This is a genomic window from Actinomycetospora sp. 2LY8.5, from assembly GCF_057180585.1.
This window is the reverse complement of sequence record NZ_JBXUHE010000001.1, coordinates 435,985-456,866: the sequence shown is the minus strand read 5'-3', so window position 1 is coordinate 456,866 and position 20,882 is coordinate 435,985. Positions and strand designations below refer to the sequence as shown.

Here is a 20,882-nt window from a genome sequence, read left to right as displayed (position 1 = left end):
GCGGGGCGGCGGGCGTTCTGCGTGTCCGGGCAGGTCAGCCCCCGAAGGGAGGTCCCCACGGTGACCCAGGACAGCATGACGTCCTCGCCCGGCGTCACCGCGCTGCTCGAGGAGCACGCGGGCCTGGAGGCGCGCTTGGCCGACCCCGACGTGCACGCCGACGCCGCGCTCGCCCGCTCGCTGGGACGGCGCTACGCGGCGCTCTCGCCCGTCGTGGCCACGGTCGGCGAGCTCAGTTCCGCCGAGGCCGACCTCGCCGACGCCCACGAGCTCGCCCGCGAGGACCCGGCGTTCGCCGCCGAGGCCAGGGAGCTCGAGGCCCGGGTCGAGACGCTGCGCGCGCGCCTGTCCGAGCAGCTGGTCCCGCGCGACCCCGCCGACGCGAACGACGTGGTGGTCGAGGTCAAGTCGGGGGAGGGCGGCGAGGAGTCGGCGCTGTTCGCCGGCGACCTGCTGCGCATGTACTCCCGCTACGCCGAGCGTCGCGGCTGGAAGGTCGAGGTGCTCTCGGCGACGGAGTCCGACCTCGGCGGCTACAAGGACGTCACCGTCACCGTCACCGCGCCCGGCAGCACGCTGTCGGACGATCCGGCGGACGGCGTCTGGTCGTGGTTCAAGTACGAGGGCGGGGTGCACCGCGTGCAGCGGGTGCCCGTCACCGAGTCGCAGGGCCGCATCCACACCTCCGCGGCCGGGGTGCTCGTCTACCCCGAGGCGGAGGGCGCATCGGAGATCGAGATCGACGAGAAGGACCTGCGCATCGACGTCTTCCGGTCGTCGGGCAAGGGCGGGCAGGGCGTCAACACCACCGACTCCGCGGTCCGGATCACCCACCTGCCCACCGGGGTGGTCGTGTCCTGCCAGAACGAGCGCTCCCAGCTGCAGAACAAGGCGCGCGCCCTCGAGGTGCTGCGCAGCCGGCTGCAGGCGATGGCCGACGAGGCCGAGCAGGCGCAGGCGTCGGCGGACCGCCGCAGCCAGGTCCGCACGGTGGACCGCTCCGAGCGCGTGCGCACCTACAACTTCCCCGAGAACCGGATCTCCGACCACCGCATCGGGTACAAGTCCCACGACCTCGACCGGGTGCTCGACGGGGACCTCGACGGCGTGCTCGACGCCCTGCGCGCCGCCGACCGCTCCGAGCGGATGGCGCGCGCCGCGGACGAGGCGACGAACCGGTAGGTGAGCGCAGCCTGATCACGACCCTGCTCGCCCGGACCACGGCCCGGCTCGCCGACGCCGGCGTCGCGTCGCCCCGGGCCGACGCCGAGCAGCTGGTCGCGCACGTCCTGGGGATCCCGCGGGGCCGTCTCCTGCTCGCCGAGCCGCCCGCCGACGAGCCGACGCTCACGGTGCTCGACGCCCTGGTCGCGCGCCGGGTCGCGCGCGAGCCGCTGCAGCACCTGCTCGGCACGGCCGTGCTCGGTCCGGTCGAGGTGGCCGTCGGCCCCGGGGTGTTCGTGCCGCGACCCGAGACCGAGGTCCTCCTGGAGTGGGCGCTCGGGCGGCCCGGCGACACCGTCGTCGACCTCGGCACGGGCACCGGCGCCCTGGCTCTGGCGATCGCCCGCGAGCGTCCCGGGGCCGTCGTGCACGCCGTCGAGGCCGACCCCGGGGCGCTGGCCTGGACGCGGCGGAACCTGGAGGGTTCGACCGTCGTCCTGCACCAGGCCGACGTGACCGGGGCGGGCGTGCTCGCCGACCTCGACGGCATCGTCGACGTCGTCGTCTGCAACCCGCCCTACGTCCCCGAGGGGCTCGCCGTTCCGCCCGAGGTCGACGCCGACCCGCACGACGCGGTGTTCGCCGGCCCCGACGGGCTCGCGGTGATCCGGCCCGTGGCCGCGCTGGCCCACCGGCTGCTGCGGCCCGGGGGAGCGGTGGGGATCGAGCACGACGACTCGCACCCCGCCGCCGTCCGCGAGGTGCTGACCGACGCCGGATTCACCGAGGTCACGACGCTTCTCGATCTCACCGGACGCCCCCGCGTGGCGACCGCACTCCGTCCGGCGGCGCCGAGTGTGCGCGCATCATGGTCGACACGGCCCGTCGATCATGGTGCACGCACACTCGACGTTCCGGACGAGCCGCCGCCCGCCCCCGGCCTCCCCGGTCCGTCGTCCTAGGCTGGGGCGCCGTGGCCACGCTGTACGACTGCGAGGATCCGGCGACGCGACCCACGGGACTGGCCGCGGCGTCGGCCGCGGTGCGGGCGGGCCGGCTCGTCGTCACCCCCACCGACACCCTCTACGGCATCGTCGCGGACGCGTTCGACGCGCAGGCGGTGGCCGACCTGCTCGCCGCCAAGCACCGCGGGCCGGACATGCCGCTCGGGGTGCTCGTCGGCAGCTGGTCGACGATCGACGGGCTGGTCGGTGTCGTGCCGCCGGTGGCGCGCGACCTCGTCGAGGCGTTCTGGCCGGGCGGGCTCTCGATCGTCCTGCCCCACGCGCCGAGCCTGGCGTGGGATCTCGGGACGACGCGGGGCACGGTGATGCTGCGCATGCCCCTGCACCCGGTGGCCCTCGAGCTGCTGCGCGAGGTCGGCCCGATGGCCCAGAGCAGCGCGAACGTCTCCGGGCAGCCCCCGGCGACCACGGCCCAGGAGGCCCGCGACCAGCTCGGCGACTCCGTGGAGGTCTACCTCGACGGCGGGGTCTGCGCGTCCGGCGTCGGCTCGACGATCGTCGACCTGACCGGCGAGACCCCCCGCCTGCGCCGCGAGGGCGCCGTCAGCGCCGACGACGTCTCCCGCGTCGTCGGCGTCCCCGTCACCATGTGAGTACTTTCCGGGCCGATACGCCCGGAAAGTGCGCACAGGGCACTGTGACCCATGTACCACCGGGGCCGCGCGAAGCCGTGATGCGCCGGTAACGTGAGTCGACATGGCAGCCGACTCGCAGCACTTCTGGGGCCCGGACTACGACGCACTGAAGGCCGTCGATCCCGAGATCGCCCAGGTCGTCGACGACGAGCTCACCCGGCTGCGCGGAGGACTCCAGCTCATCGCGAGCGAGAACCTCACCAGCCCCGCCGTGCTCGCGGCGCTCGGCTCGACGCTGTCCAACAAGTACGCCGAGGGCTACCCGGGCCGGCGCTACTACGGCGGCTGCGAGGTCGTCGACCGCGCCGAGCTGATCGGCATCGACCGCGCCAAGGCCCTCTTCGGCGCCGAGCACGCCAACCTCCAGCCGCACTCGGGCGCGAACGCCAACCTCGCGGTGTACGCGGCGTTCTGCCGGCCCGGCGACAAGGTGCTGGCCATGAGCCTGCCGCACGGCGGGCACCTCACCCACGGCGCGAAGGTCAGCTTCTCGGGCAAGTGGTTCGAGCCCGTGCCCTACACGGTCCGCGAGGACGACGGGCTCATCGACTACGACCAGGTCCGCGACCTGGCCCTCGAGCACCGCCCGAAGATGATCGTCGCGGGGGCCACCGCCTACCCGCGCCTGATCGACTTCGAGAAGTTCCGCGCCATCGCCGACGAGGTCGGCGCGATCCTCTGGGTCGACGCCGCCCACTTCATCGGCCTCGTCGCGGGGAAGGCGATCCCCAGCCCGGTGCCCTACGCCGACGTCGTCACGTTCACGACGCACAAGGTCCTGCGCGGCCCTCGGGGCGGCATGCTCGTCTCGAAGGCCGAGCACGCGAAGGCCCTGGACAAGGCCGTCTTCCCGTTCCTGCAGGGCGGGCCGCTGATGCACGCGGTGGCCGCGAAGGCGACCGCGCTCGCCGAGGCCGCCACCGAGGACTACCAGCGCTACGCGCGCCAGGTCATCGCCAATGCGCAGGCGCTCTCCTCGGGTCTGGAGACCCAGGGGATGCGTGCGATCTCGGGCGGCACCGACACCCACCTCGCGCTGCTCGACCTCACCAAGCTCGGGGTCACGGGCAAGGAGGCCGAGGCCCGCAGCGGGCTGGCCGGCATCACGCTCAACAAGAACGCGATCCCGTACGACCCGCAGCCGCCGATGACGGCGTCGGGCATCCGCGTCGGCTCGCCCTCCATCACCACGCAGGGCATGACCGAGGCCGAGATGGGTGACGTCGCTCGCCTCATCGCCACCGCGGTCACCGCCGACGAGAGCACCGACGTCGGGCAGAAGACCCTCGCCGACGTGCGCGAGGAGGTCGGCACCCTGGTGTCGCGCTTCCCGGCGTACGCCCGCTAGGCGGGGGAACGGCAGGACAGCGCGAGCGAGGGGCACCGGAGGAGCACCGGAGGAGCACCGGAGGAGCGCTGCCGAGCCGTCTCCTCGTCGCCGGGAGGCGCGGGCCCGAGAACGACACGCATCCCTCTCGGCGTGCTCCCCGTCATGGGGTCCGCAACACCGCGGGGCTACCCTCGGTTGCCGTGGGCCCGTCAGCGGACTTCGCCCCGATGGGGCTACCGATCCGGGAGTACCTCCTGGTCGGGCTGTCCGCCGCGGTCGTCACCTACCTGCTGACCGGCCTGGTGCGCCGGGTCGCGCTGCGCATGGGCGCGATCGCGGTGCCCCGCGGGCGCGACGTGCACACCATCCCGATCCCGCGCCTCGGCGGCGTCGGCATCTACCTCGGCGTCGTCGGGGGCGTGTTCGTCGCCTCACAGCTGCCCGTGCTGCGACGGGCGTTCGACTACTCGAACGAGACCGTCGCCGTGCTCGTCGCCGGCGGCGTCATCGTGCTGGTCGGTGTGCTGGACGACCGCTTCGGCCTCGACGCCCTGACGAAGCTCGCCGGCCAGGCCACGGCCGCGGGCGTGCTGGTGCTCATGGGCGTGCAGTGGACCGCGGTGTACCTGCCGTGGGGCGGCACGGGCGGGAGCACCGGGTCGGTGCTCCTGCTCGGCCAGGACCAGGGCGTGCTCATCACGGTGTTCCTCTGCGTCCTGCTGATCAACGCGATGAACTTCGTCGACGGCCTCGACGGGCTCGCCGCCGGTATCGGCACGATCGCGGCCACGGCCACCTGCGCGTTCGCCCTCGGCCTGCTCGGCCAGCAGAACGGCGACGTCAACGCCTACCCGCCCGCGCTCATCGCCGCCGTCCTGGCCGGGGCGCTGGCGGGGTTCCTGCCGCACAACTTCCAGCCCGCGCGCCTGTTCATGGGCGACTCGGGCTCGATGTTCATCGGCCTGACGCTCGCGGCCGCCGTCACGACGGCCTCGGGACGCACCAACTACTCGACCACCGGCGCCACCGGGGCGCTCGCGCTGGTCACGCCCCTGATCGTGGTGGCTGCGGTGATCTTCGTGCCGCTGCTCGACCTGCTGCTCGCCGTGATCCGCCGGACCCGCGCGGGCACCAGCCCCTTCGCGCCGGACAAGATGCACCTGCACCACCGGCTGCTCGAGATCGGCCACTCCCAGCGCCGCGCCGTGCTCCTCATCTACCTGTGGGCGGGCGTGCTGTCGTTCGGAGCGGTGGCCCTCGCGCTCATCGACAACGCGTTCCTGGTGGTCTGGATGGTCACGGCGGGGGTGCTCGTGGCCGTCCTGGCCTCCGCCGTCCCGCGCCTGCGCTCCCGCACCTGACCCGGTGCTCCCCGAGAGGAAAGACCCCGATGACCAGCCCCGAGTCACCCGAACCCACCCCGCGGACCCCGTCCTCGCCGGGAGCGACGCCCCACGCCACCCCCGCCACCACGGCCCAGGTCCTCGAGGCCAGCCGGGCGATGCTGCGCGGCGGCCTGTGGCCCGCCGCGATCGTGGGCGTGCTCGCCGCGGTGGTCGCCGGCCTGCTCGCCGGGACCACCGGAGTCGTGGCGGCGATCGTCGGCGCGGTGATCGTCATCGCCGTCTGCTCGCTCGGTCCGCTCGTCATGCGCTGGACCGCCGCCGCCGACCCGATGGTCGTCATGGCGGCCGCGCTCGTGAGCATGATGGGCAAGCTCGGCCTGCTGCTCGTCGTCTTCCTGGTGCTGCAGGCGCTCGGCGTCGTCGACACTCGCATCGCCGCCCTCGCGCTCGGCCCGACGGCGATCGCCTTCATCGTCGGCGAGGTCATCGCCTTCGCCCGGCTACGGACCCCCACGATCGCGGTGTGATCTGCGTCGTAGAGGTCCCCCGACCAGCGGTAGAGCCTCCGACGGCCCGTAGTGGACTCCGACGAACCTGCTGATATGGTGCGCCTCGATGGCGCAGGACAGCCTCCGCGGAGATGCGGGTCGCACCCCTCCGCAGGGGTCCGACCACTCGCCGTCGGAGGCGTGGACGGTCCTCTCGCACCTGATCTCCGGGATCGTGCTCTTCGGAGGACTGGGGTGGGGACTGGACCTGCTGCTCTCGACGCGGTGGTTCCTTCTCGTCGGCCTGCTGGTCGGTGGGGCGGCGTCCTTCGCGTTGATCTATATCCGATACCTTTACGTCCCCACCGACCCCCCTCGACCCGGTGAACCCGCCGGCCCGGAGGACCGGAAGGAGCAGCACGGGTGATCTCGTCGTTGTTGACGCAGGTGCCGGCGCCGCCGGTCCCGCCCGACACCCCGGCCGAGGGCTTCAAGGCGCCCGGTGTCGAGGACTTCAACCTCCCCCCGATCTTCGAGGGGATCCCGGTCCTCGAATGGTTCGACAAGGTCTCGATCCAGTTCATCGTCGCCGCGGGCTTCGTGTGGCTGTTCTTCGCGCTCGCGACGAAGGACCCCAAGGTGGTTCCCGGGCGGCTGCAGTTCCTCGCGGAGAGGTTCCAGGGCATCGTCCGGGACCAGATCGCGCGCGACAACATCGGTCCCGAGTTCCGCAAGTACGTGCCCTACCTGGTGGCGCTCTTCGCGTTCATCGTGGTGAACAACGTCTTCGGGATCCTGCCGTTCGTGCAGTTCCCGTCGTTCTCCCACCCGGGCATGGCGTACGCGCTCGCCGCCATCACGTGGCTGATCTACAACTACGTCGGCATCAGGAAGCAGGGCTTCGGCGGCTACGTCCGGCTCATGACCTGGCCGCCCGGCGTGCCGGCCTGGGTCCGGGTCATCCTGACCCCGATCGAGTTCCTCTCGAACTTCATCCTGCGACCCGTCACGCTCTCGCTGCGGTTGTTCGGCAACATGCTCGCCGGCCACCTGCTGCTGCTGGTCTTCATCTTCGGCGGCGAGTACATGCTCACCGTCGCGGACGATCTCGTCCTCAACGTCCTGTCGCCGTTCGCGTTCCTCTTCGCGATCGTCATGACGTTCTTCGAGGCCTTCATCCAGGTGGTGCAGGCCTACATCTTCACCGTCCTCACGGCGTCGTACATCGGTGCGTCGCTGGCCGACGAGCACTAGAGCACCACCGACGATCACCGGGTCGCCGAAACCACCGGCGCCATCGGACTCCCCGATCCCAGAACGAACACCGGAAAGGAACCCCTCATGGTTCAGGGCAGCCTCAACATGGTCGGCTACGGCCTCTCCGCCGTCGGCCCCGGTATCGGCGTCGGCATCGTCTTCGCGGCGTTCATCAACGGTGTCGCCCGCCAGCCGGAGGCCCGCGGCCAGCTGCAGACCATCGCGTTCATCGGCTTCGCGCTCTCCGAGGCGCTCGCCATCATCGGTCTGGTGCTCGCGTTCGCCATCTGATTTCCCCCTGACCGGTCGCCGGAGGGGCGGGAGGTGAACACATGAGCGCCATCGAGGTGCTGGCCGCCGAGCAGCCGGCGGGTGAGCCGTACGCCGCGATCCCGCACGTCGCGGAGATCATCGTCGGCCTGATCGCCTTCTCGCTGCTCGTCTACGTGCTCGGGAAGTTCGTCTGGCCGAGCGTGGTGACGTCGCACGACGACACCAAGAAGCAGATCGAGAGCGGGATCGCCAAGGCCGAGGCCATGGAGGCCGACGCCAAGGCGGAGCTCGCGCGCAGCCGGGAGCGGCTGGCCGGCGTCGACGACGAGACCGCGCGGATCCGGGACGACGCCCGGGCCGACGCGGAGCGCATCGGGCAGGACATGGACGCGCGGGCCGCGGACGAGGCCGAGCGCATCCGCGCCCAGGGACGGCAGTCCCTCGAGGCGTCGCGGTCCCGTGCGATCGCGGAACTGCGCGCCCGGACCGGGCGCGAATCGGTCGAGCTGTCCCGGCGGATCGTGCAGTCGGCGCTGTCCGACGACGCGAGCCGGGGTGCCAGTGTCGACCGCTTCCTCGACGAGCTCGAGGCGATGGGCGGGTCGAACGGGACCAGCACGCCCACGAGCGGGAACGGAGCGCAGCGATGAGCGGCCCCCCCGGGATCCTCACGGACTTCCACGCCGCGAGCCGGGACGCGCTCGAGTCCACGCGCCGCCGCCTCGGTGAGGCGACGGAGCAGGCGTCGGCGGGCGACCTCGGCACGGTGGCCGACCAGCTCGACGCGGTCGCCGACCTGCTGCGCCGTGAGGCGGTGCTGCGGCGCACGCTGGCCGACTCGTCGCGCTCCGCGCAGGACCGCGAGGGCCTGGCGGACCGCCTGGTCGCCCAGCAGGTGACCTCGGCGACCACCGACGTCGTGCGCACCGCCGTGGCGTCGTCGTGGTCGCGGCCCGACGACCTGGTCGACGGCCTGCGCATCGTCGCCCGCGAGGCCCTGCTGGCCTCGGCCGAGAAGGACGGACGCCTCGACGCGGTCGAGGACGAGCTGTTCCGCCTCGGGCGCATCGTCGCCGCGCAGCCCGACCTCGAGCGCCTGCTCGGCGACCCGGCCGCGGACGCCGACGGCAAGCAGCAGGTGCTCGACCGGCTCCTCGCCGACAAGGTCGAGCCCACCACGCGCAAGCTCGCGGCCCAGCTCGTCGCCCACCCCGTGGGACGCGGAATCGCCCAGGGCCTCGAGCGCCTGGCCGAGCTCGCCGCCGAGCGCCGGGAGCGGTCGGTCGCGACCGTGCGCTCCCCGATCGCCCTGTCCGACCAGCAGCAACGACGACTGGCCGATGCCCTCACGCGCATCTACCGTCGGGACATCACCCTGCACCTCGAGGTCGACCCCGGACTGGTCGGTGGTCTCGTGATCCAGGTGGGGGACGAGGTCATCGACGGCAGCGTGGCCGGCCGGCTCGACGAGCTCGGCCGGAGACTGGGCTAGACAGCCGGCTCGCCCGAGCCCCAGCACGTGACCCCCAACGACTAGCGAGAGCGGAAGCCATGGCCGAGTTGACCATCACCTCCGACGAGGTCCGTAGCGCGATCGAGGACTACGTGTCCTCGTACTCCGCGGACTCGACCCGTCAGGAAGTCGGCATCGTCACCTCGACGGGTGACGGCATCGCGTACGTCGAGGGTCTGCCCTCGACGATGACGAACGAGCTCCTCGAGTTCCCCGGAGGCGTGCTGGGCCTGGCCCAGAACCTCGAGGAGCGCGAGATCGGCGTCGTCATCCTCGGTGAGTACGAGACCATCGAGGAGGGGCAGCAGGTCACGCGGACCGGTCGCGTGCTCTCGGTGCCGGTCGGCGACGGCTTCATGGGCCGGGTCGTCGACCCGCTCGGGCAGCCGCTCGACGGGCTCGGCGACATCGAGTCCGAGGGCGAGCGCGAGATGGAGCTGCAGGCGGCCTCGGTCGTGCAGCGCAAGGAGGTCAAGCAGCCGCTGCAGACCGGGATCAAGGCCATCGACGCCATGACCCCGATCGGGCGCGGCCAGCGCCAGCTGATCATCGGTGACCGCAAGACCGGCAAGACCGCGGTCTGCACGGACACGATCATCAACCAGCGTGAGGCCTGGGAGACCGGCGACCCGGAGCAGCAGGTCCGCTGCGTCTACGTCGCCGTCGGCCAGAAGGGCACCACGATCGCCGGCGTGCGCCAGGCGCTCGAGGACGCCGGCGCGATGGAGTACACGACCATCGTCGCGGCGCCCGCCTCCGACCCCGCGGGCTTCAAGTACATCGCCCCGTACGCCGGCTCCGCGATCGCGCAGCACTGGATGTACCAGGGCAAGCACACCCTGATCGTCTTCGACGACCTGTCGAAGCAGGCGGAGGCCTACCGCGCGATCTCGCTGCTGCTGCGCCGCCCGCCGGGCCGCGAGGCATACCCGGGTGACGTCTTCTACCTGCACTCGCGGTTGCTCGAGCGCTGCGCGAAGCTCTCCGACGACCTCGGCGCGGGCTCGTTGACGGGCCTGCCGATCGTCGAGACCAAGGGCGGCGACATCGCGGCCTACATCCCGACGAACGTCATCTCGATCACCGACGGCCAGTGCTTCCTCGAGGCCGACCTGTTCAACCAGGGCCAGCGGCCGGCGCTGAACGTCGGGAACTCGGTGTCGCGCGTCGGTGGTTCGGCGCAGGTCAAGGCCATGCGCTCGGTCGCCGGCCGTCTGCGCGTCGACCTGGCGCAGTACCGCGAGCTCGAGTCGTTCGCGGCCTTCGGCTCCGACCTCGACGCGACCAGCCAGGCGCAGCTCGACCGCGGCGCCCGCCTCATGGAGCTGCTCAAGCAGGGCCAGGGCGAGCCGTACCCGGTCGAGGAGGAGGTCGTGAGCATCTTCCTCGGCACCCGTGGTCACCTCGACTCGGTGCCCGTGGAGGACGTCGCCCGCTTCGAGACCGAGTTCCTCGAGCACGTCCGTCGCGACGGTGGCGTCCTGTCCTCGATCCGGGAGTCGGGACAGCTCTCGGACGAGGACGAGGAGCGCCTGACCAAGGCGGTCTCCGACTTCAAGGAGCAGTTCTCGACCGGCGAGGGCGAGGGCGTGACCGACGACGGCGGCAGCGGCGAGCTCTTCGGCGAGAACCAGTCCGGCACGGACTCCGACGAGGGCCCCTCGGAGTCCTCCGAGTCGTCCTCCGGCGCCGACAAGAGCTCGGAGAGCTAGCGCCGATGGCTGCATCCCTCCGCGTCCTGCGACGGCGCATCCGTTCGACCAAGAACATCGCCCAGATCACCAAGGCGATGGAGATGGTCGCGGCCTCGCGCATCGCGAAGGCGCAGGCACGCGTCCAGGCGGCGCGTCCGTACTCGGACGAGTTCACCCACGTCCTGACCACGGCCGCCAAGGCCGGGGCCAGCGACCACCCGCTGCTCGTGGCGCGCGAGGAGCCCGGCCGCGCGGGCGTCCTCGTCATCACCAGCGACCGCGGTCTGTGCGGCGGCTACAACGCCAACGTGCTGCGCGAGACCGAGCGGGTCCTGCGCGAGCTGTCGAACGACGGCAAGCAGACCTCGCTGTTCGTCGTCGGCGGCAAGGGCGTCGCGTACTTCCGCTTCCGCAACCGGGAGCTCTCCGGGCAGTGGACCGGGTTCTCCGAGGTGCCCGACTACCCGAACGCGGCGCAGGCCGCGGACACCCTGACGGCCACCTTCCTCGCCGGCGGCGACGAGACCGTCCAGCGCCCGTCCGACGAGAACGAGCAGTCGCAGGAGGGCGGGTCCGCCCGCTCGACCTCGTTCGTCCCGCCCCAGGACGCCGAGGGCCTGGCCGGGGTGGACGAGCTGCACGTGGTGTTCACCGCGTTCAACTCGGTCGCGAGCCAGACCGTCACCTCCCGGCAGATCGCGCCGCTGGAGCTGGAGGAGGAGTCCTCGGAGGGCGAGTCCCCGGGTTCCGAGGAGCGCGAGGCCGAGTACGAGTTCGAGCCGGAGCCCGAGGTCCTCTTCGACCGGCTGATGCCCAAGTACCTCCGCGCGCGCGTGTTCGCGGCGCTGCTCGACGCCGCGGCGTCCGAGTCGGCGGCCCGGCAGCGCGCCATGAAGGCCGCGACCGACAACGCCAACGACCTGGTCGACAACCTGACCCGTGAGGCGAACCAGGCGCGCCAGGCCCAGATCACGCAGGAGATCAGCGAGATCGTTGGCGGCGCCAACGCCCTCGCCGAGTAGGGGAGCTGACGATGACCCAGTCCACCGCCGCTAGCGACTCAGCCGCGGGCACCGAGCAGGGCTCGCCACGTGCCTCCGGCCGCATCACCCGCATCCTCGGGCCCGTCGTCGACGTGGAGTTCCCGCGCGGCGAGGTGCCCGACCTCTTCACCGCCCTCAACATCGACGTGACGCTCTCGGGCGTCACGAAGAAGCTGACGCTCGAGGTCGCCCAGCACCTCGGCGACGGCCAGGTGCGCACGATCTCCATGCAGCCCACCGACGGCGCCGTGCGTGGCCAGGACGTGACCAGCACCGGCGGCCCGATCTCGGTGCCGGTCGGCGACGTCGTCAAGGGCCACCTGTTCAACACCCTCGGCGACTGCCTCGACGAGCCGGGCTACGCCTCGGACGCCGAGCGCTGGGGCATCCACCGCGACCCGCCGCCGTTCGAGCAGCTCGAGGGCCGGACCTCGGTGCTCTGGACCGGCCTCAAGGTCGTCGACCTGCTCACCCCGTACGTCGAGGGCGGCAAGATCGGCCTGTTCGGCGGCGCCGGCGTGGGCAAGACCGTGCTCATCCAGGAGATGATCCAGCGCATCGCCCGCAACTTCGGCGGCACCTCGGTCTTCGCCGGCGTGGGCGAGCGCACCCGTGAGGGCAACGACCTCTGGGTGGAGCTCGGCGAGGCGGACGTCCTCAAGGACACCGCGCTGGTCTTCGGTCAGATGGACGAGCCGCCCGGCACCCGCATGCGCGTCGCGCTCTCCGCGCTGACCATGGCGGAGTACTTCCGCGACGTGCAGGAGCAGGACGTGCTCCTGTTCATCGACAACATCTTCCGGTTCACGCAGGCCGGCCAGGAGGTCTCGACGCTGCTGGGCCGCATGCCCTCGGCGGTGGGCTACCAGCCGACCCTGGCCGACGAGATGGGCGAGCTGCAGGAGCGGATCACCTCGACCCGCGGCCGCTCGATCACCTCGATGCAGGCGATCTACGTGCCCGCCGACGACTACACCGACCCGGCGCCGGCCACCACGTTCGCCCACCTCGACGCGACCACCGAGCTCTCCCGGTCGGTGTTCGCCAAGGGCATCTTCCCGGCCGTGGACCCGCTGACCTCGACCTCGACGATCCTCGACGCGCAGTACGTGGGGGAGGAGCACTACCGGGTCGCCCGCGAGGTCATCCGCATCCTGCAGCGCTACAACGACCTGCAGGACATCATCGCCATCCTCGGCATCGACGAGCTCTCCGAGGAGGACCGCCTCACCGTCGGCCGCGCGCGCCGCATCGAGCGCTTCCTCGGGCAGAACATGTACGCCGCCGAGCAGTTCACCGGCGAGCCGGGCTCGTTCGTCGACGTCAAGGACACCGTCGAGGCGTTCGACAAGATCTGCAAGGGCGAGTACGACAGCGCCCCCGAGCAGGCGTTCGCGATGAGCGGCGGTCTCGACGACGTCGAGGCGAACATCAAGAAGTACCAGTCCTGATGGCCGAGATGGAGGTCGCCATCGTCGGCGTCGAGAAGCGGCTGTGGTCGGGTCAGGCGAACTTCGTCTCGGCCCGCACGGTCGAGGGCGACATCGGTCTGCTGCCCGGGCACCAGCCGATGATCGCCGCGCTCGACGACGCCGGCGTGGTGCGCATCGACCCGACCGACGGCGACTCGTTCCACGCGGCCGTCTTCGGCGGGTTCCTCTCGGTCACCGCGGAGTCGGTGACGGTCCTGGCCGAGCTCGCCGAGCTGGCCTCCGAGATCGACGTCGCCGCGGCGCGCGACGAGCTGCAGCGCGCCGAGGGCGGCGACGACACGGACGACACGGCGGCGGCCGCGGCGCGGGCACGGGCCCGCCTGCGCGCCGCCGGCGAGAACCCGGGCCACTGAGGGAGCGCGGGCAGCACCGGTGGGAGTGACGATGATCGCCGAGCTGGCGGCCATCGTGGTGCTCGCGGTGCTGCTCGTCCTCCTGATCCTCCTCCTGCGCCGTATCCACCTGCTGCGCAAGGGCGGCGTCGACGTGGCCCTGCGCGAGAAGCGCGCCGCCGACGACCTCGGCGGCTGGCGCTCCGGACTCGGGCGCTACCGCGGCAACGAGTTCCGCTGGTACCGGATCAGCGGCCTGCGCTCCGGGCCCAACGTGGTCCTCGACCGCACCCGCCTCGAGATCGTCGACCGCCGCGACCCCGTGGCCGGCGAGATGCACCCCGCCGGCTCCACGGTCCTGTCGTGCCGCGAGGACGGGCGCGAGTGGGAGCTCGCGATCAACGCCGACGCGCTGACCGGCTTCTCGTCCTGGCTGGAGTCCACCCCGCCCGGTCGGTCGACGGGGTACCGGCAGGCGAGCTGAGCAGGCCCCGGCCGGCATGTCGCCGGTGCTCGGGAGCGCCTCGTGCGCGATCGGGAGCTGGTAGGTCGCCCGCTTCACGCCGCCGAGCCCCGAGAAGGTGCGGGGTCCCCCCTGCCGATCTTCGCCGGTCAGGCCCAGAACCCGTCGCGTTCGTAGAGTCCGCGCAGCTCCACGATGTGGTCGCGCATGGCCTCCTCGGCCTCGCCCGCGCGGCCCTCGGCGATGTGCTCGGCGATCTCGCGGTGGCACGCGTCGACCTCGTCCCACTCGCGCGCCTCGACGCCGGCGCGGCGCAGGCGCGTGCGCAGGACGTCGTTCACCGGCTGGCCCATGAGCGTGAGCATGAGGTTGCCGGTGGCCATGAGCAGCGTGGTGTGGAAGTCGAGGTGGCCGACGAAGCCGCTGGGGTCGCGGTCGTCGCGCGGGGCGGCCGCGGCGGTGCGGACGGCCTCGACGGTCTCGGCGTCGGCGCGCTGCGCGGCCAGCCGGGCCGCCGCGGGCTCGAGGAGCAGGCGCGCCTCGAGCAGGTCGCTGACGCGCAGCTGCGGCGTCATGACGAGCACGCCGAGGGCGCTGCCGACGTCCTCGACGACGCGCGCGGGGTCGGGCTCGCTGACGAACGTGCCGCCCTGGACGCCGCGGTGGGTCTCGACGAGGTGCTGGCTCGACAGCACGCGCAGCGCCTCGCGCGCGGTGCTCCGGCTGACCCCGAACACCCGGCCCAGCTCGCCCTCGTTCGGCAGCCGGGTGCCCGCGGGCAGGGCGCCGGCGAGGATCTGGGTGCGCAGCTCGTCGGCCACCTGGCGGTAGGCGGGGCGGACGCGCTGCACCCGCAGGTGGGCGACAGGCGCAGGCGTGCCGGGAGCGGGCGACTGCGGGGGCACGCCGGTGAGCGTAGACGGTCGACGATCCTTGTGGAGAAAACGTCCGACGTTTAGCGTCCCGCGCATGGCCGTGGTCGCGGGGTGGCAGGGGCGCTTCTTCGAGGACTTCGTGGTCGGTGACGTCTACCAGCACCCGCTGGTGCTCGAGACACGGGGCTCGACGAGCCGCCCGGACGCCGGGATCGTCCGCGTGCGCAGTCGCGAGCTCAACCAGGACGGCGTCGAGGTGCTGACGCTGAAGCGCGCCTTCTACGTCCACCGGCGCGCCGCCCCGCGCGCCGCGTCGCACTTCCCGCAGGCCGCCGTCCCGCTGGCGCTGGAGAACGAGCGATGAGGCCGCTGGAGGACATCCGGATCATCGCGCTCGAGCAGTACGGGGCGGGGCCGTTCGGCTCGATGCACCTCGCCGAGCTGGGCGCCGAGGTCGTCAAGATCGAGGACCCGACGTCCGGTGGCGACGTCGGGCGCCACGTCCCGCCGTACGCGCAGGACGGCGACTCGCTGTTCTTCGAGTCGTTCAACAAGAACAAGTCCTCGGTGCTGCTCGACATCCGCACCCCGGCCGGGCGCGAGGTGTTCCACGACCTCGTGCGCTCGGCCGACGCCGTCTACTCGAACCTGCGCGGCGACGTCCCCGCGAAGCTCGGCATCCGCTACTCCGACCTCGAGGACGTCAACCCGCGGATCGTCTGCTGCTCGCTGACCGGGTTCGGGATGACCGGTCCGCGCGCGAACGAGCCCGGCTACGACTACGTCCTGCAGGCGCTCGGCGGGTGGATGTCGCTGACGGGCGAGCCCGGGGGTGCGCCGCAGAAGGCGGGCCTGTCGCTGGTCGACTACAGCGGAGGGTTCGTCGCGGCGATCTCGCTGCTCGCGGGCATCCACGCCGCGCGGCGGGACGGCGTCGGCACCGACTGCGACCTGTCCCTCTACGACACCGCGGTGAGCCTCCTGACCTACCCGGCGACCTGGCACCTCACCGAGGGCTACCAGCCGGCGCGCACCCACCACTCCGCGCACCCCTCGCTCGTGCCGTTCCAGGCCTTCGAGGCCGCCGACGGGTGGCTGGTCGTGGGGTGCGCGAAGGAGAAGTTCTGGCAGCGGCTCACCGTCGTGCTCGAGAACCCCGACCTCGCCACCGACCCCCGCTTCGCGACGTTCCGCGACCGCGACCGGCACCGCGACGTCCTCGTCCCGCTGCTCGAGGAGCTGTTCCGCGGCCGCGACGTCGCCGCGTGGATCGCCGCGATGACCGCCGCGGGCATCCCGTGCGCACCGATCCACGACGTCGGCGAGGCCCTCACCGACGAGCACACCGCGGCCCGCGGCCTCATCGCCGAGACCGAGCACCCGCACTGGGGCACCGTGCGCTCGCTGCGCTCCCCGGTGCGCGTCGGCCCGCCCGGGGAGGACACCCAGCCGACCCGTGGCGGGCCCGCGATGGGTGAGCACACCGACGCCGTGCTGCGCGGGATCGGTTACGACGACGAGCGCCTGGCCGCCCTGCGGGCAGCGGGCGCTTTCGGGAAGGACGCCTGATGGACTTCACGCTGGGCGACGAGCAGCGGCTCTTCCGTGAGACGCTGCGGTCGTTCGTCGACCGCGAGATCGTGCCGGTCGCCCGCGACTGGGAGCACGAGGGCCGCTACCCGACCGAGATCGTGAAGGGTATGCGCGAGCTCGGCCTGTTCGGGCTCGCCGTGCCCGAGCAGTACGGCGGGCTCGCCGCCGACACCGTCTCGTTCGCGCTGACCTTCGAGGAGATCTCGCGGGGCTGGATGGGCATCGCCGGTATCCTCGGCAGCCACTCGGTGTCCAGCTGGATGATCGCCCGCCACGGCACCGAGGAACAGAAGCAGCGCTACCTGCCCGGGCTCGCGACCGGCGAGCGGCGCACCGCGATCGCGCTGACCGAGCCCGGCGCGGGCACCGACCTGCAGAGCATCACCACCACCGCCCGCCGCGACGGCGACGAGTACGTGGTGCGCGGCACCAAGATGTGGATCACGAACGCCCGTCACGCCGACCCGCTCCCGGTGCTCGTCAGGACCGACCCGCACGCGACCCCGGCCCACCGGGGGATGAGCATGCTGCTCGTCGACGCGGGATCGCCCGGCCTCGAGATCACCAAGGACATGGGCAAGCTCGGCTACAAGGGCACCGAGTCCTGCGAGGTGGTGCTCGACGACGTGCGTGTGCCGGCGCCGCAGCTGCTCGGCGGGGTCGAGGGGCGCGGGCTGCAGCAGGCACTGTCGGCGCTCGAGACCGGGCGGATCAACATCGCCGCGCGCTCGGTCGGGATCGCGCAGCGCGCCTACGAGGAGTCCCTGGCCTACGCCCGCGAGCGCAGCGCGTTCGGCCGGCCGATCGGCGACTTCCAGGCGATCCAGCTGCGCTTGTCCGGGATCGCGGTGCGGCTGCAGGCCGCGCGCCTGATGACCTACTGGGCGGCCTCGCGGATGGACGCGGGCGTGCGCATGGACACCGAGTCGGGCATGGCGAAGATCTTCGCGTCGGACGCGGCACTGGAGTGCGCCACCGACGCGATGCGCATCCACGGCGGCTACGGGTACTCGACCGAGTTCGAGATCGAACGCCTGTACCGCGACGCCCCGCTGATGTCGATCGGGGAGGGCACCAACGACATGCTCGGCACGGTCGTCGCGAGGTCGCTGCTGGCGGGGAAGGCCTCGATCGGATGAGCGGGGATCGGATGAGCGGGGATCGGATGAGCGGGATCGGATGAGTGGGGATCGGGTGAGCGTCCCTCCCGCGGAAGAGCTGGCCGAGCTCGCCGCCCGCCTCGGCTACACCGTCGACGACGAGGTCGTGGCGGCCCTGCGCGCGGCGGTGGTGGCGGCCGAGCCCGCGGTCGCCCGGCTGCGGGCGCGCCCGCTCCCGCCCGACGGTGCCGCGGATCCGGCGCACGGCGACCGGTGGGTCCGGCCGTGACGGTCAGCGACCTGCTCGAGGCCTACGCGGCCGGCGACACCGACCCCGTCGAGGCCGTCGACGACGCCCTGACCCGGCTGAAGGCCGCCCACGAGGCGCTGAACTGCACGATCCGCAGCCTCGACGACCGCGCCCGCGCCGCCGCCCGCGAGTCGGCGCGGCGGTGGGCCGACGGCACCGCGCGCCCGCTGGAGGGCGTGCCGTTCGGGGTCAAGGACGTCATCGACGTCGCCGGGGTGCCGACGACGCAGGGGTCGTGGAACCACGGTGACGCGCCCGCGACGGCGTCGGCGACCGTCGTGCGCCGCCTCGAGGGCGCGGGCGCGATCCCGATCAGCAAGGACGGCACCACCGAGTTCGCGGTCGGCGGCCCGCACCCGCCGCGGTTCGGCGCGGTGCGCAACCCGTGGGACCCCGAGCGGTGGGCGGGCGGGTCGTCGACGGGGTCGGCGGCGGCGGTCGCGGCGCGCGCGGTCCCGTTCGCGCTCGGCACCGACGTCGGCGGCTCGGTGCGCCTGCCGTCGGCGTGGTGTGGGCTCACCGGCCTCAAGCCCACGGCCGGGGCGATCCCGCGCACCGGGGTCTTCCCGCTCTCGTGGACCACGGAGACCGTCGGCCCGCTCGCCCGCAGCGCGCGCGACGTGGCCACGCTCCTCGGCGTGCTCCGCGGGCCCGACGGGGCTGATCCGCGCAGCGAGCCGCTGCCGCCGCTGGAGGTCCCGGCGACGAGCGACCTGAGAGGTCTCCGCATCGCCGTGCCCGGCGGCGCGTTCACCGATCTCTGCGACGCGGCCGTGCAAGCCGGTGTCGACGGGTTGGTGACCGAGCTCGTCGCCGCCGGCGCCGAGGTGGTGGCGGGGGAGGTGCCGTCGGCGGGCGACGCGCTGCCGATCGGCTACCAGATCGTGTTCACCGAGGCGGCGACGCTGCACCGCCCCGATCCCGGTGTCGACGCCGATCGCTGGGACACCTACGACCCCGTCGTCGTGCGGCGCATCAGCCAGGGCATCGTCACGCCCGCCGTGGACTACCTGCGGGCGCTGCAGTTCCGCGTCGAGCTGCAGCGCGAGCTGGACGCGGTGTTCGCCGGCGCCGACCTGATCGTCGTGCCGACCTGCCCCTCGACCGCGCCGCGCCTGCCCGACGGGACCGTCGTCGTGAACGGCGAGGAGTACCCGCTCTACGCCGCGCAGTCGCGCTCGACGATGCTCGGCAACCTCACCGGCGCCCCCGGCCTCGCCGTGCCGACGGGCCTCGCCCCCGACGGCTGCCCGGTCTCCGCGCAGCTCGTCGCCGCGCCCCACCGTGAGGCGCTCGCGCTGTGGGCGGCGCGGGTGTTCCAGGAGCGGACCGACCACCACCTTCGGTCGCCCCCTTCCGCGTCCTAAACGTCTGACGTATTGTTCTGTGAGGCCAGTCACGAGCGGCACGAGCCGGCGGAGCTGCCGCCGAGAGCGCAGCCGGAGGAGTTCTCGTTGTCCCTGGACAGCCCCACCCGCGCCGCCACCGGCCAGGCCGGACGGGTCGCGGGGTTCGCCGCCGAGCTCGACGCCGCCGACATCCCGGACGAGGTGCTCGAGCGGGCCCGGTACCTCGTGCTCGACGCGGTCGGGCTGGCGTTCGCGTCCACCGCGTACCGCTTCCCGGCCGTCGCGCGCGACGCGCTGGCGACGTTCGGCGACGGCCCGCACCCGGTGCTGGGGATGCCCGACCGGCTCTCGCCGCGCGACGCGGCCGTGCTGGGCGGCGTGCTCGTGCACGGCATGGACTTCGACGACACCCACATCCCGGCGGTCACCCACGTCTCCGCCGCCGCGCTGCCCGCGGCGATCTCGGCGGCCACGGTCGCCGGGGCGAGCACCCGCGACCTGCTCGCCGCCTACGTGCTGGGCGTCGAGGTGTCCGCGCGCGTCGGGCTGGGCGGCGCGGGCGGGTTCCACGACGTCGGCTACCACCCGACCGCGGTGGCCGGCGCGTTCGGTGCCGCGGTCGCCGCCGGCAAGCTCTCCGGGCTGGACGCGGACGGGATCGCGGCCGCGCAGGGCGTGGTCGGCTCGATGGCGGCGGGGCTGCTGGAGTTCCTCGAGGACGGCGCGTGGACCAAGCGCCTGCACCCCGGCTGGGCCGCGATGTCGGGCCTGACCGCGGCGGCGTTCGCGAAGGCGGGCTGGACCGGGCCGGCCGCGGTGTACGAGGGCCGCTTCGGCCTCTACCGCACCCATCTCGCCGGGCGCGAGACCCACCCGGAGGCGGTGTCCGACGGCCTCGGCACGCGGTGGGAGCTGATGCGCACGGCGGTCAAGCCCTACCCGATCTGCCACTTCAACCACGCGTTCGCCGACGCCGCGCTGCTGCTGCGCGAGGAGCACGGCGTCGCGGCCGCCGACGTCCGCGCGATCCGCTGCGCCATCCACCCGGTGCCCGGCGAGGTCGTGTGCCGGCCGGCGGAGAACAAGAGGGCGCCGCGCGACGAGTACGACGCCAAGTTCAGCCTGCCGTTCGTGGTGTCCGCCGCCCTCGCGCGCGGGCGCTTCACCCTCGCCGAGCTGGAGGACGACGCCCTCGGCGACCCCGAGATCCTCGCGCTGGCCCGCCGTGTCGAGGTCACCGACGACGACGAGGGCCTGTTCCCCGACGCCTACTCGGGGCGCGTCGAGATCGAGCTCGCCGACGGCCGTGTCGTCGCCCACCGCGAGCAGGTCAACCGTGGCCACGACCGGCGCCCGCTGACCAACGCGGAGATCGCCGAGAAGTTCGGCGCGACCATCGGGCGCGTGGCCGACGCCGCCACCGCCGAGCGGGTGCGGGACGCCGTGCTCTCGCTGGGCGACGACCGCCCCGCCGCCGAGTTCGCCGAGGCCTGTCGCGGTGTCTGACCGGATCCGCGCGGGGACGGCCCGCCTCTGGGCCAGGACCGTGTCATGCCCGGATCCGAGTCGTTCCGGGTCGGTTACGACGACCTCGCCCGC

At 72.8% G+C, this 20,882-nt stretch carries 23 protein-coding genes; 22 read left to right on the top strand and 1 reads right to left on the bottom strand.

Annotation, left to right across the window (positions count from 1 at the left end; all coding sequences use genetic code 11):
• Positions 1–75: 75 nt before the first annotated feature.
• The 16 genes from prfA (at position 76) to AC2A1K_RS01980 (ending at position 14,077) form a co-directional block, all read left to right on the top strand.
• Positions 76–1,182, top strand: a complete 1,107-nt coding sequence (gene prfA / locus AC2A1K_RS02055; RefSeq protein ID WP_483894698.1) for a peptide chain release factor 1 — start codon at positions 76–78, stop codon at positions 1,180–1,182.
• A gap of 11 nt (positions 1,183–1,193) precedes the next feature.
• Positions 1,194–2,126: a peptide chain release factor N(5)-glutamine methyltransferase gene (prmC, locus tag AC2A1K_RS02050; RefSeq protein ID WP_483894697.1), complete on the top strand. Its 933-nt coding sequence runs from the start codon at positions 1,194–1,196 to the stop codon at positions 2,124–2,126.
• A gap of 11 nt (positions 2,127–2,137) precedes the next feature.
• The gene (locus tag AC2A1K_RS02045) at positions 2,138–2,782 is read left to right on the top strand and encodes an L-threonylcarbamoyladenylate synthase (protein WP_483894632.1); all 645 of its coding nucleotides are present in this window, start codon (positions 2,138–2,140) and stop codon (positions 2,780–2,782) included.
• A gap of 103 nt (positions 2,783–2,885) precedes the next feature.
• Complete coding sequence (locus AC2A1K_RS02040; RefSeq protein WP_483894631.1) at positions 2,886–4,172, top strand: serine hydroxymethyltransferase; 1,287 nt, start codon at positions 2,886–2,888, stop codon at positions 4,170–4,172.
• 209 nt (positions 4,173–4,381) lie between these two features.
• Positions 4,382–5,515, top strand: a complete 1,134-nt coding sequence (locus tag AC2A1K_RS02035) for a glycosyltransferase family 4 protein (protein WP_483894696.1) — start codon at positions 4,382–4,384, stop codon at positions 5,513–5,515.
• A gap of 29 nt (positions 5,516–5,544) precedes the next feature.
• A complete protein-coding gene (locus tag AC2A1K_RS02030) occupies positions 5,545–6,027 on the top strand; it encodes a Cg1360 family ATP-synthase-associated protein (RefSeq protein WP_483894630.1) in 483 nt (160 codons plus the stop codon).
• A gap of 88 nt (positions 6,028–6,115) precedes the next feature.
• On the top strand, positions 6,116–6,415 hold the full coding sequence (locus AC2A1K_RS02025) for an AtpZ/AtpI family protein (protein ID WP_483894629.1): 300 nt from the start codon (positions 6,116–6,118) through the stop codon (positions 6,413–6,415).
• The gene (atpB, locus tag AC2A1K_RS02020; protein ID WP_483894628.1) at positions 6,412–7,242 is read left to right on the top strand and encodes a F0F1 ATP synthase subunit A; all 831 of its coding nucleotides are present in this window, start codon (positions 6,412–6,414) and stop codon (positions 7,240–7,242) included. Before AC2A1K_RS02025 ends, atpB begins: the two co-directional genes overlap by 4 nt.
• An 87-nt stretch (positions 7,243–7,329) precedes the next feature.
• Entirely contained in the window at positions 7,330–7,536 is a 207-nt protein-coding gene (gene atpE / locus AC2A1K_RS02015; protein WP_116706531.1) for an ATP synthase F0 subunit C, read from the top strand.
• 41 nt (positions 7,537–7,577) lie between these two features.
• Positions 7,578–8,168, top strand: a complete 591-nt coding sequence (gene atpF, locus AC2A1K_RS02010; protein WP_483894627.1) for a F0F1 ATP synthase subunit B — start codon at positions 7,578–7,580, stop codon at positions 8,166–8,168.
• Between the two features lie 14 nt (positions 8,169–8,182).
• Positions 8,183–9,010, top strand: coding sequence for a F0F1 ATP synthase subunit delta (locus AC2A1K_RS02005; RefSeq protein WP_483894695.1), 828 nt, complete (start codon positions 8,183–8,185; stop codon positions 9,008–9,010).
• A gap of 59 nt (positions 9,011–9,069) precedes the next feature.
• The gene (gene atpA / locus AC2A1K_RS02000) at positions 9,070–10,743 is read left to right on the top strand and encodes a F0F1 ATP synthase subunit alpha (RefSeq protein ID WP_483894626.1); all 1,674 of its coding nucleotides are present in this window, start codon (positions 9,070–9,072) and stop codon (positions 10,741–10,743) included.
• 5 nt (positions 10,744–10,748) lie between these two features.
• Complete coding sequence (locus tag AC2A1K_RS01995; RefSeq protein ID WP_483894625.1) at positions 10,749–11,747, top strand: F0F1 ATP synthase subunit gamma; 999 nt, start codon at positions 10,749–10,751, stop codon at positions 11,745–11,747.
• Between the two features lie 11 nt (positions 11,748–11,758).
• A complete protein-coding gene (gene atpD, locus AC2A1K_RS01990; RefSeq protein ID WP_483894624.1) occupies positions 11,759–13,219 on the top strand; it encodes a F0F1 ATP synthase subunit beta in 1,461 nt (486 codons plus the stop codon).
• Entirely contained in the window at positions 13,219–13,614 is a 396-nt protein-coding gene (locus AC2A1K_RS01985) for a F0F1 ATP synthase subunit epsilon (protein WP_483894623.1), read from the top strand. The genes atpD and AC2A1K_RS01985 overlap by 1 nt, the downstream gene beginning before the upstream one ends.
• Positions 13,615–13,645: 31 nt before the next feature.
• Entirely contained in the window at positions 13,646–14,077 is a 432-nt protein-coding gene (locus AC2A1K_RS01980) for a DUF2550 domain-containing protein (RefSeq protein WP_483894622.1), read from the top strand.
• A gap of 128 nt (positions 14,078–14,205) precedes the next feature.
• Here AC2A1K_RS01980 and AC2A1K_RS01975 read toward each other — a convergent pair whose 3' ends face one another.
• Positions 14,206–14,961 (bottom strand): FadR/GntR family transcriptional regulator, encoded by a 756-nt coding sequence (locus tag AC2A1K_RS01975; protein ID WP_483894621.1) that lies wholly within the window; start codon positions 14,959–14,961, stop codon positions 14,206–14,208.
• Positions 14,962–15,025: 64 nt separating this feature from the next.
• Here AC2A1K_RS01975 and AC2A1K_RS01970 point away from each other — a divergent pair, with 64 nt between their 5' ends.
• The 6 genes from AC2A1K_RS01970 (at position 15,026) to AC2A1K_RS01945 (ending at position 20,789) form a co-directional block, all read left to right on the top strand.
• Positions 15,026–15,295 carry a hotdog family protein gene (locus tag AC2A1K_RS01970; protein WP_483894620.1) on the top strand — a complete coding sequence of 90 codons (270 nt, stop codon included), beginning with the start codon at positions 15,026–15,028 and terminating at the stop codon, positions 15,293–15,295.
• Positions 15,292–16,500, top strand: a complete 1,209-nt coding sequence (locus tag AC2A1K_RS01965) for a CaiB/BaiF CoA transferase family protein (RefSeq protein ID WP_483894619.1) — start codon at positions 15,292–15,294, stop codon at positions 16,498–16,500. The genes AC2A1K_RS01970 and AC2A1K_RS01965 overlap by 4 nt, the downstream gene beginning before the upstream one ends.
• A complete protein-coding gene (locus AC2A1K_RS01960; RefSeq protein ID WP_483894618.1) occupies positions 16,500–17,663 on the top strand; it encodes an acyl-CoA dehydrogenase family protein in 1,164 nt (387 codons plus the stop codon). Before AC2A1K_RS01965 ends, AC2A1K_RS01960 begins: the two co-directional genes overlap by 1 nt.
• A 55-nt stretch (positions 17,664–17,718) precedes the next feature.
• A complete protein-coding gene (locus tag AC2A1K_RS01955; protein ID WP_483894617.1) occupies positions 17,719–17,913 on the top strand; it encodes a hypothetical protein in 195 nt (64 codons plus the stop codon).
• On the top strand, positions 17,910–19,301 hold the full coding sequence (locus AC2A1K_RS01950) for an amidase (protein ID WP_483894616.1): 1,392 nt from the start codon (positions 17,910–17,912) through the stop codon (positions 19,299–19,301). The genes AC2A1K_RS01955 and AC2A1K_RS01950 overlap by 4 nt, the downstream gene beginning before the upstream one ends.
• Before the next feature lie 87 nt (positions 19,302–19,388).
• Positions 19,389–20,789, top strand: coding sequence for an MmgE/PrpD family protein (locus AC2A1K_RS01945; protein WP_483894615.1), 1,401 nt, complete (start codon positions 19,389–19,391; stop codon positions 20,787–20,789).
• Positions 20,790–20,882: the final 93 nt, after the last annotated feature.

Excerpts from the sequence above, each read along its gene's own strand:
- prfA (WP_483894698.1), top strand. The coding sequence starts at position 76 with ATGACGTCCTCGCCCGGCGTCACCGCGCTGCTCGAGGAGCACGCGGGC.
- AC2A1K_RS02040 (WP_483894631.1), top strand. The coding sequence starts at position 2,886 with ATGGCAGCCGACTCGCAGCACTTCTGGGGCCCGGACTACGACGCACTG.
- AC2A1K_RS02035 (WP_483894696.1), top strand. The coding sequence starts at position 4,382 with ATGGGGCTACCGATCCGGGAGTACCTCCTGGTCGGGCTGTCCGCCGCG.
- AC2A1K_RS02030 (WP_483894630.1), top strand. The coding sequence starts at position 5,545 with ATGACCAGCCCCGAGTCACCCGAACCCACCCCGCGGACCCCGTCCTCG.
- AC2A1K_RS02025 (WP_483894629.1), top strand. The coding sequence starts at position 6,116 with ATGGCGCAGGACAGCCTCCGCGGAGATGCGGGTCGCACCCCTCCGCAG.
- atpE (WP_116706531.1), top strand. The coding sequence starts at position 7,330 with ATGGTTCAGGGCAGCCTCAACATGGTCGGCTACGGCCTCTCCGCCGTC.
- atpF (WP_483894627.1), top strand. The coding sequence starts at position 7,578 with ATGAGCGCCATCGAGGTGCTGGCCGCCGAGCAGCCGGCGGGTGAGCCG.
- atpA (WP_483894626.1), top strand. The coding sequence starts at position 9,070 with ATGGCCGAGTTGACCATCACCTCCGACGAGGTCCGTAGCGCGATCGAG.
- AC2A1K_RS01995 (WP_483894625.1), top strand. The coding sequence starts at position 10,749 with ATGGCTGCATCCCTCCGCGTCCTGCGACGGCGCATCCGTTCGACCAAG.
- atpD (WP_483894624.1), top strand. The coding sequence starts at position 11,759 with ATGACCCAGTCCACCGCCGCTAGCGACTCAGCCGCGGGCACCGAGCAG.
- AC2A1K_RS01985 (WP_483894623.1), top strand. The coding sequence starts at position 13,219 with ATGGCCGAGATGGAGGTCGCCATCGTCGGCGTCGAGAAGCGGCTGTGG.
- AC2A1K_RS01980 (WP_483894622.1), top strand. The coding sequence starts at position 13,646 with ATGATCGCCGAGCTGGCGGCCATCGTGGTGCTCGCGGTGCTGCTCGTC.
- AC2A1K_RS01970 (WP_483894620.1), top strand. The coding sequence starts at position 15,026 with ATGGCCGTGGTCGCGGGGTGGCAGGGGCGCTTCTTCGAGGACTTCGTG.
- AC2A1K_RS01965 (WP_483894619.1), top strand. The coding sequence starts at position 15,292 with ATGAGGCCGCTGGAGGACATCCGGATCATCGCGCTCGAGCAGTACGGG.
- AC2A1K_RS01960 (WP_483894618.1), top strand. The coding sequence starts at position 16,500 with ATGGACTTCACGCTGGGCGACGAGCAGCGGCTCTTCCGTGAGACGCTG.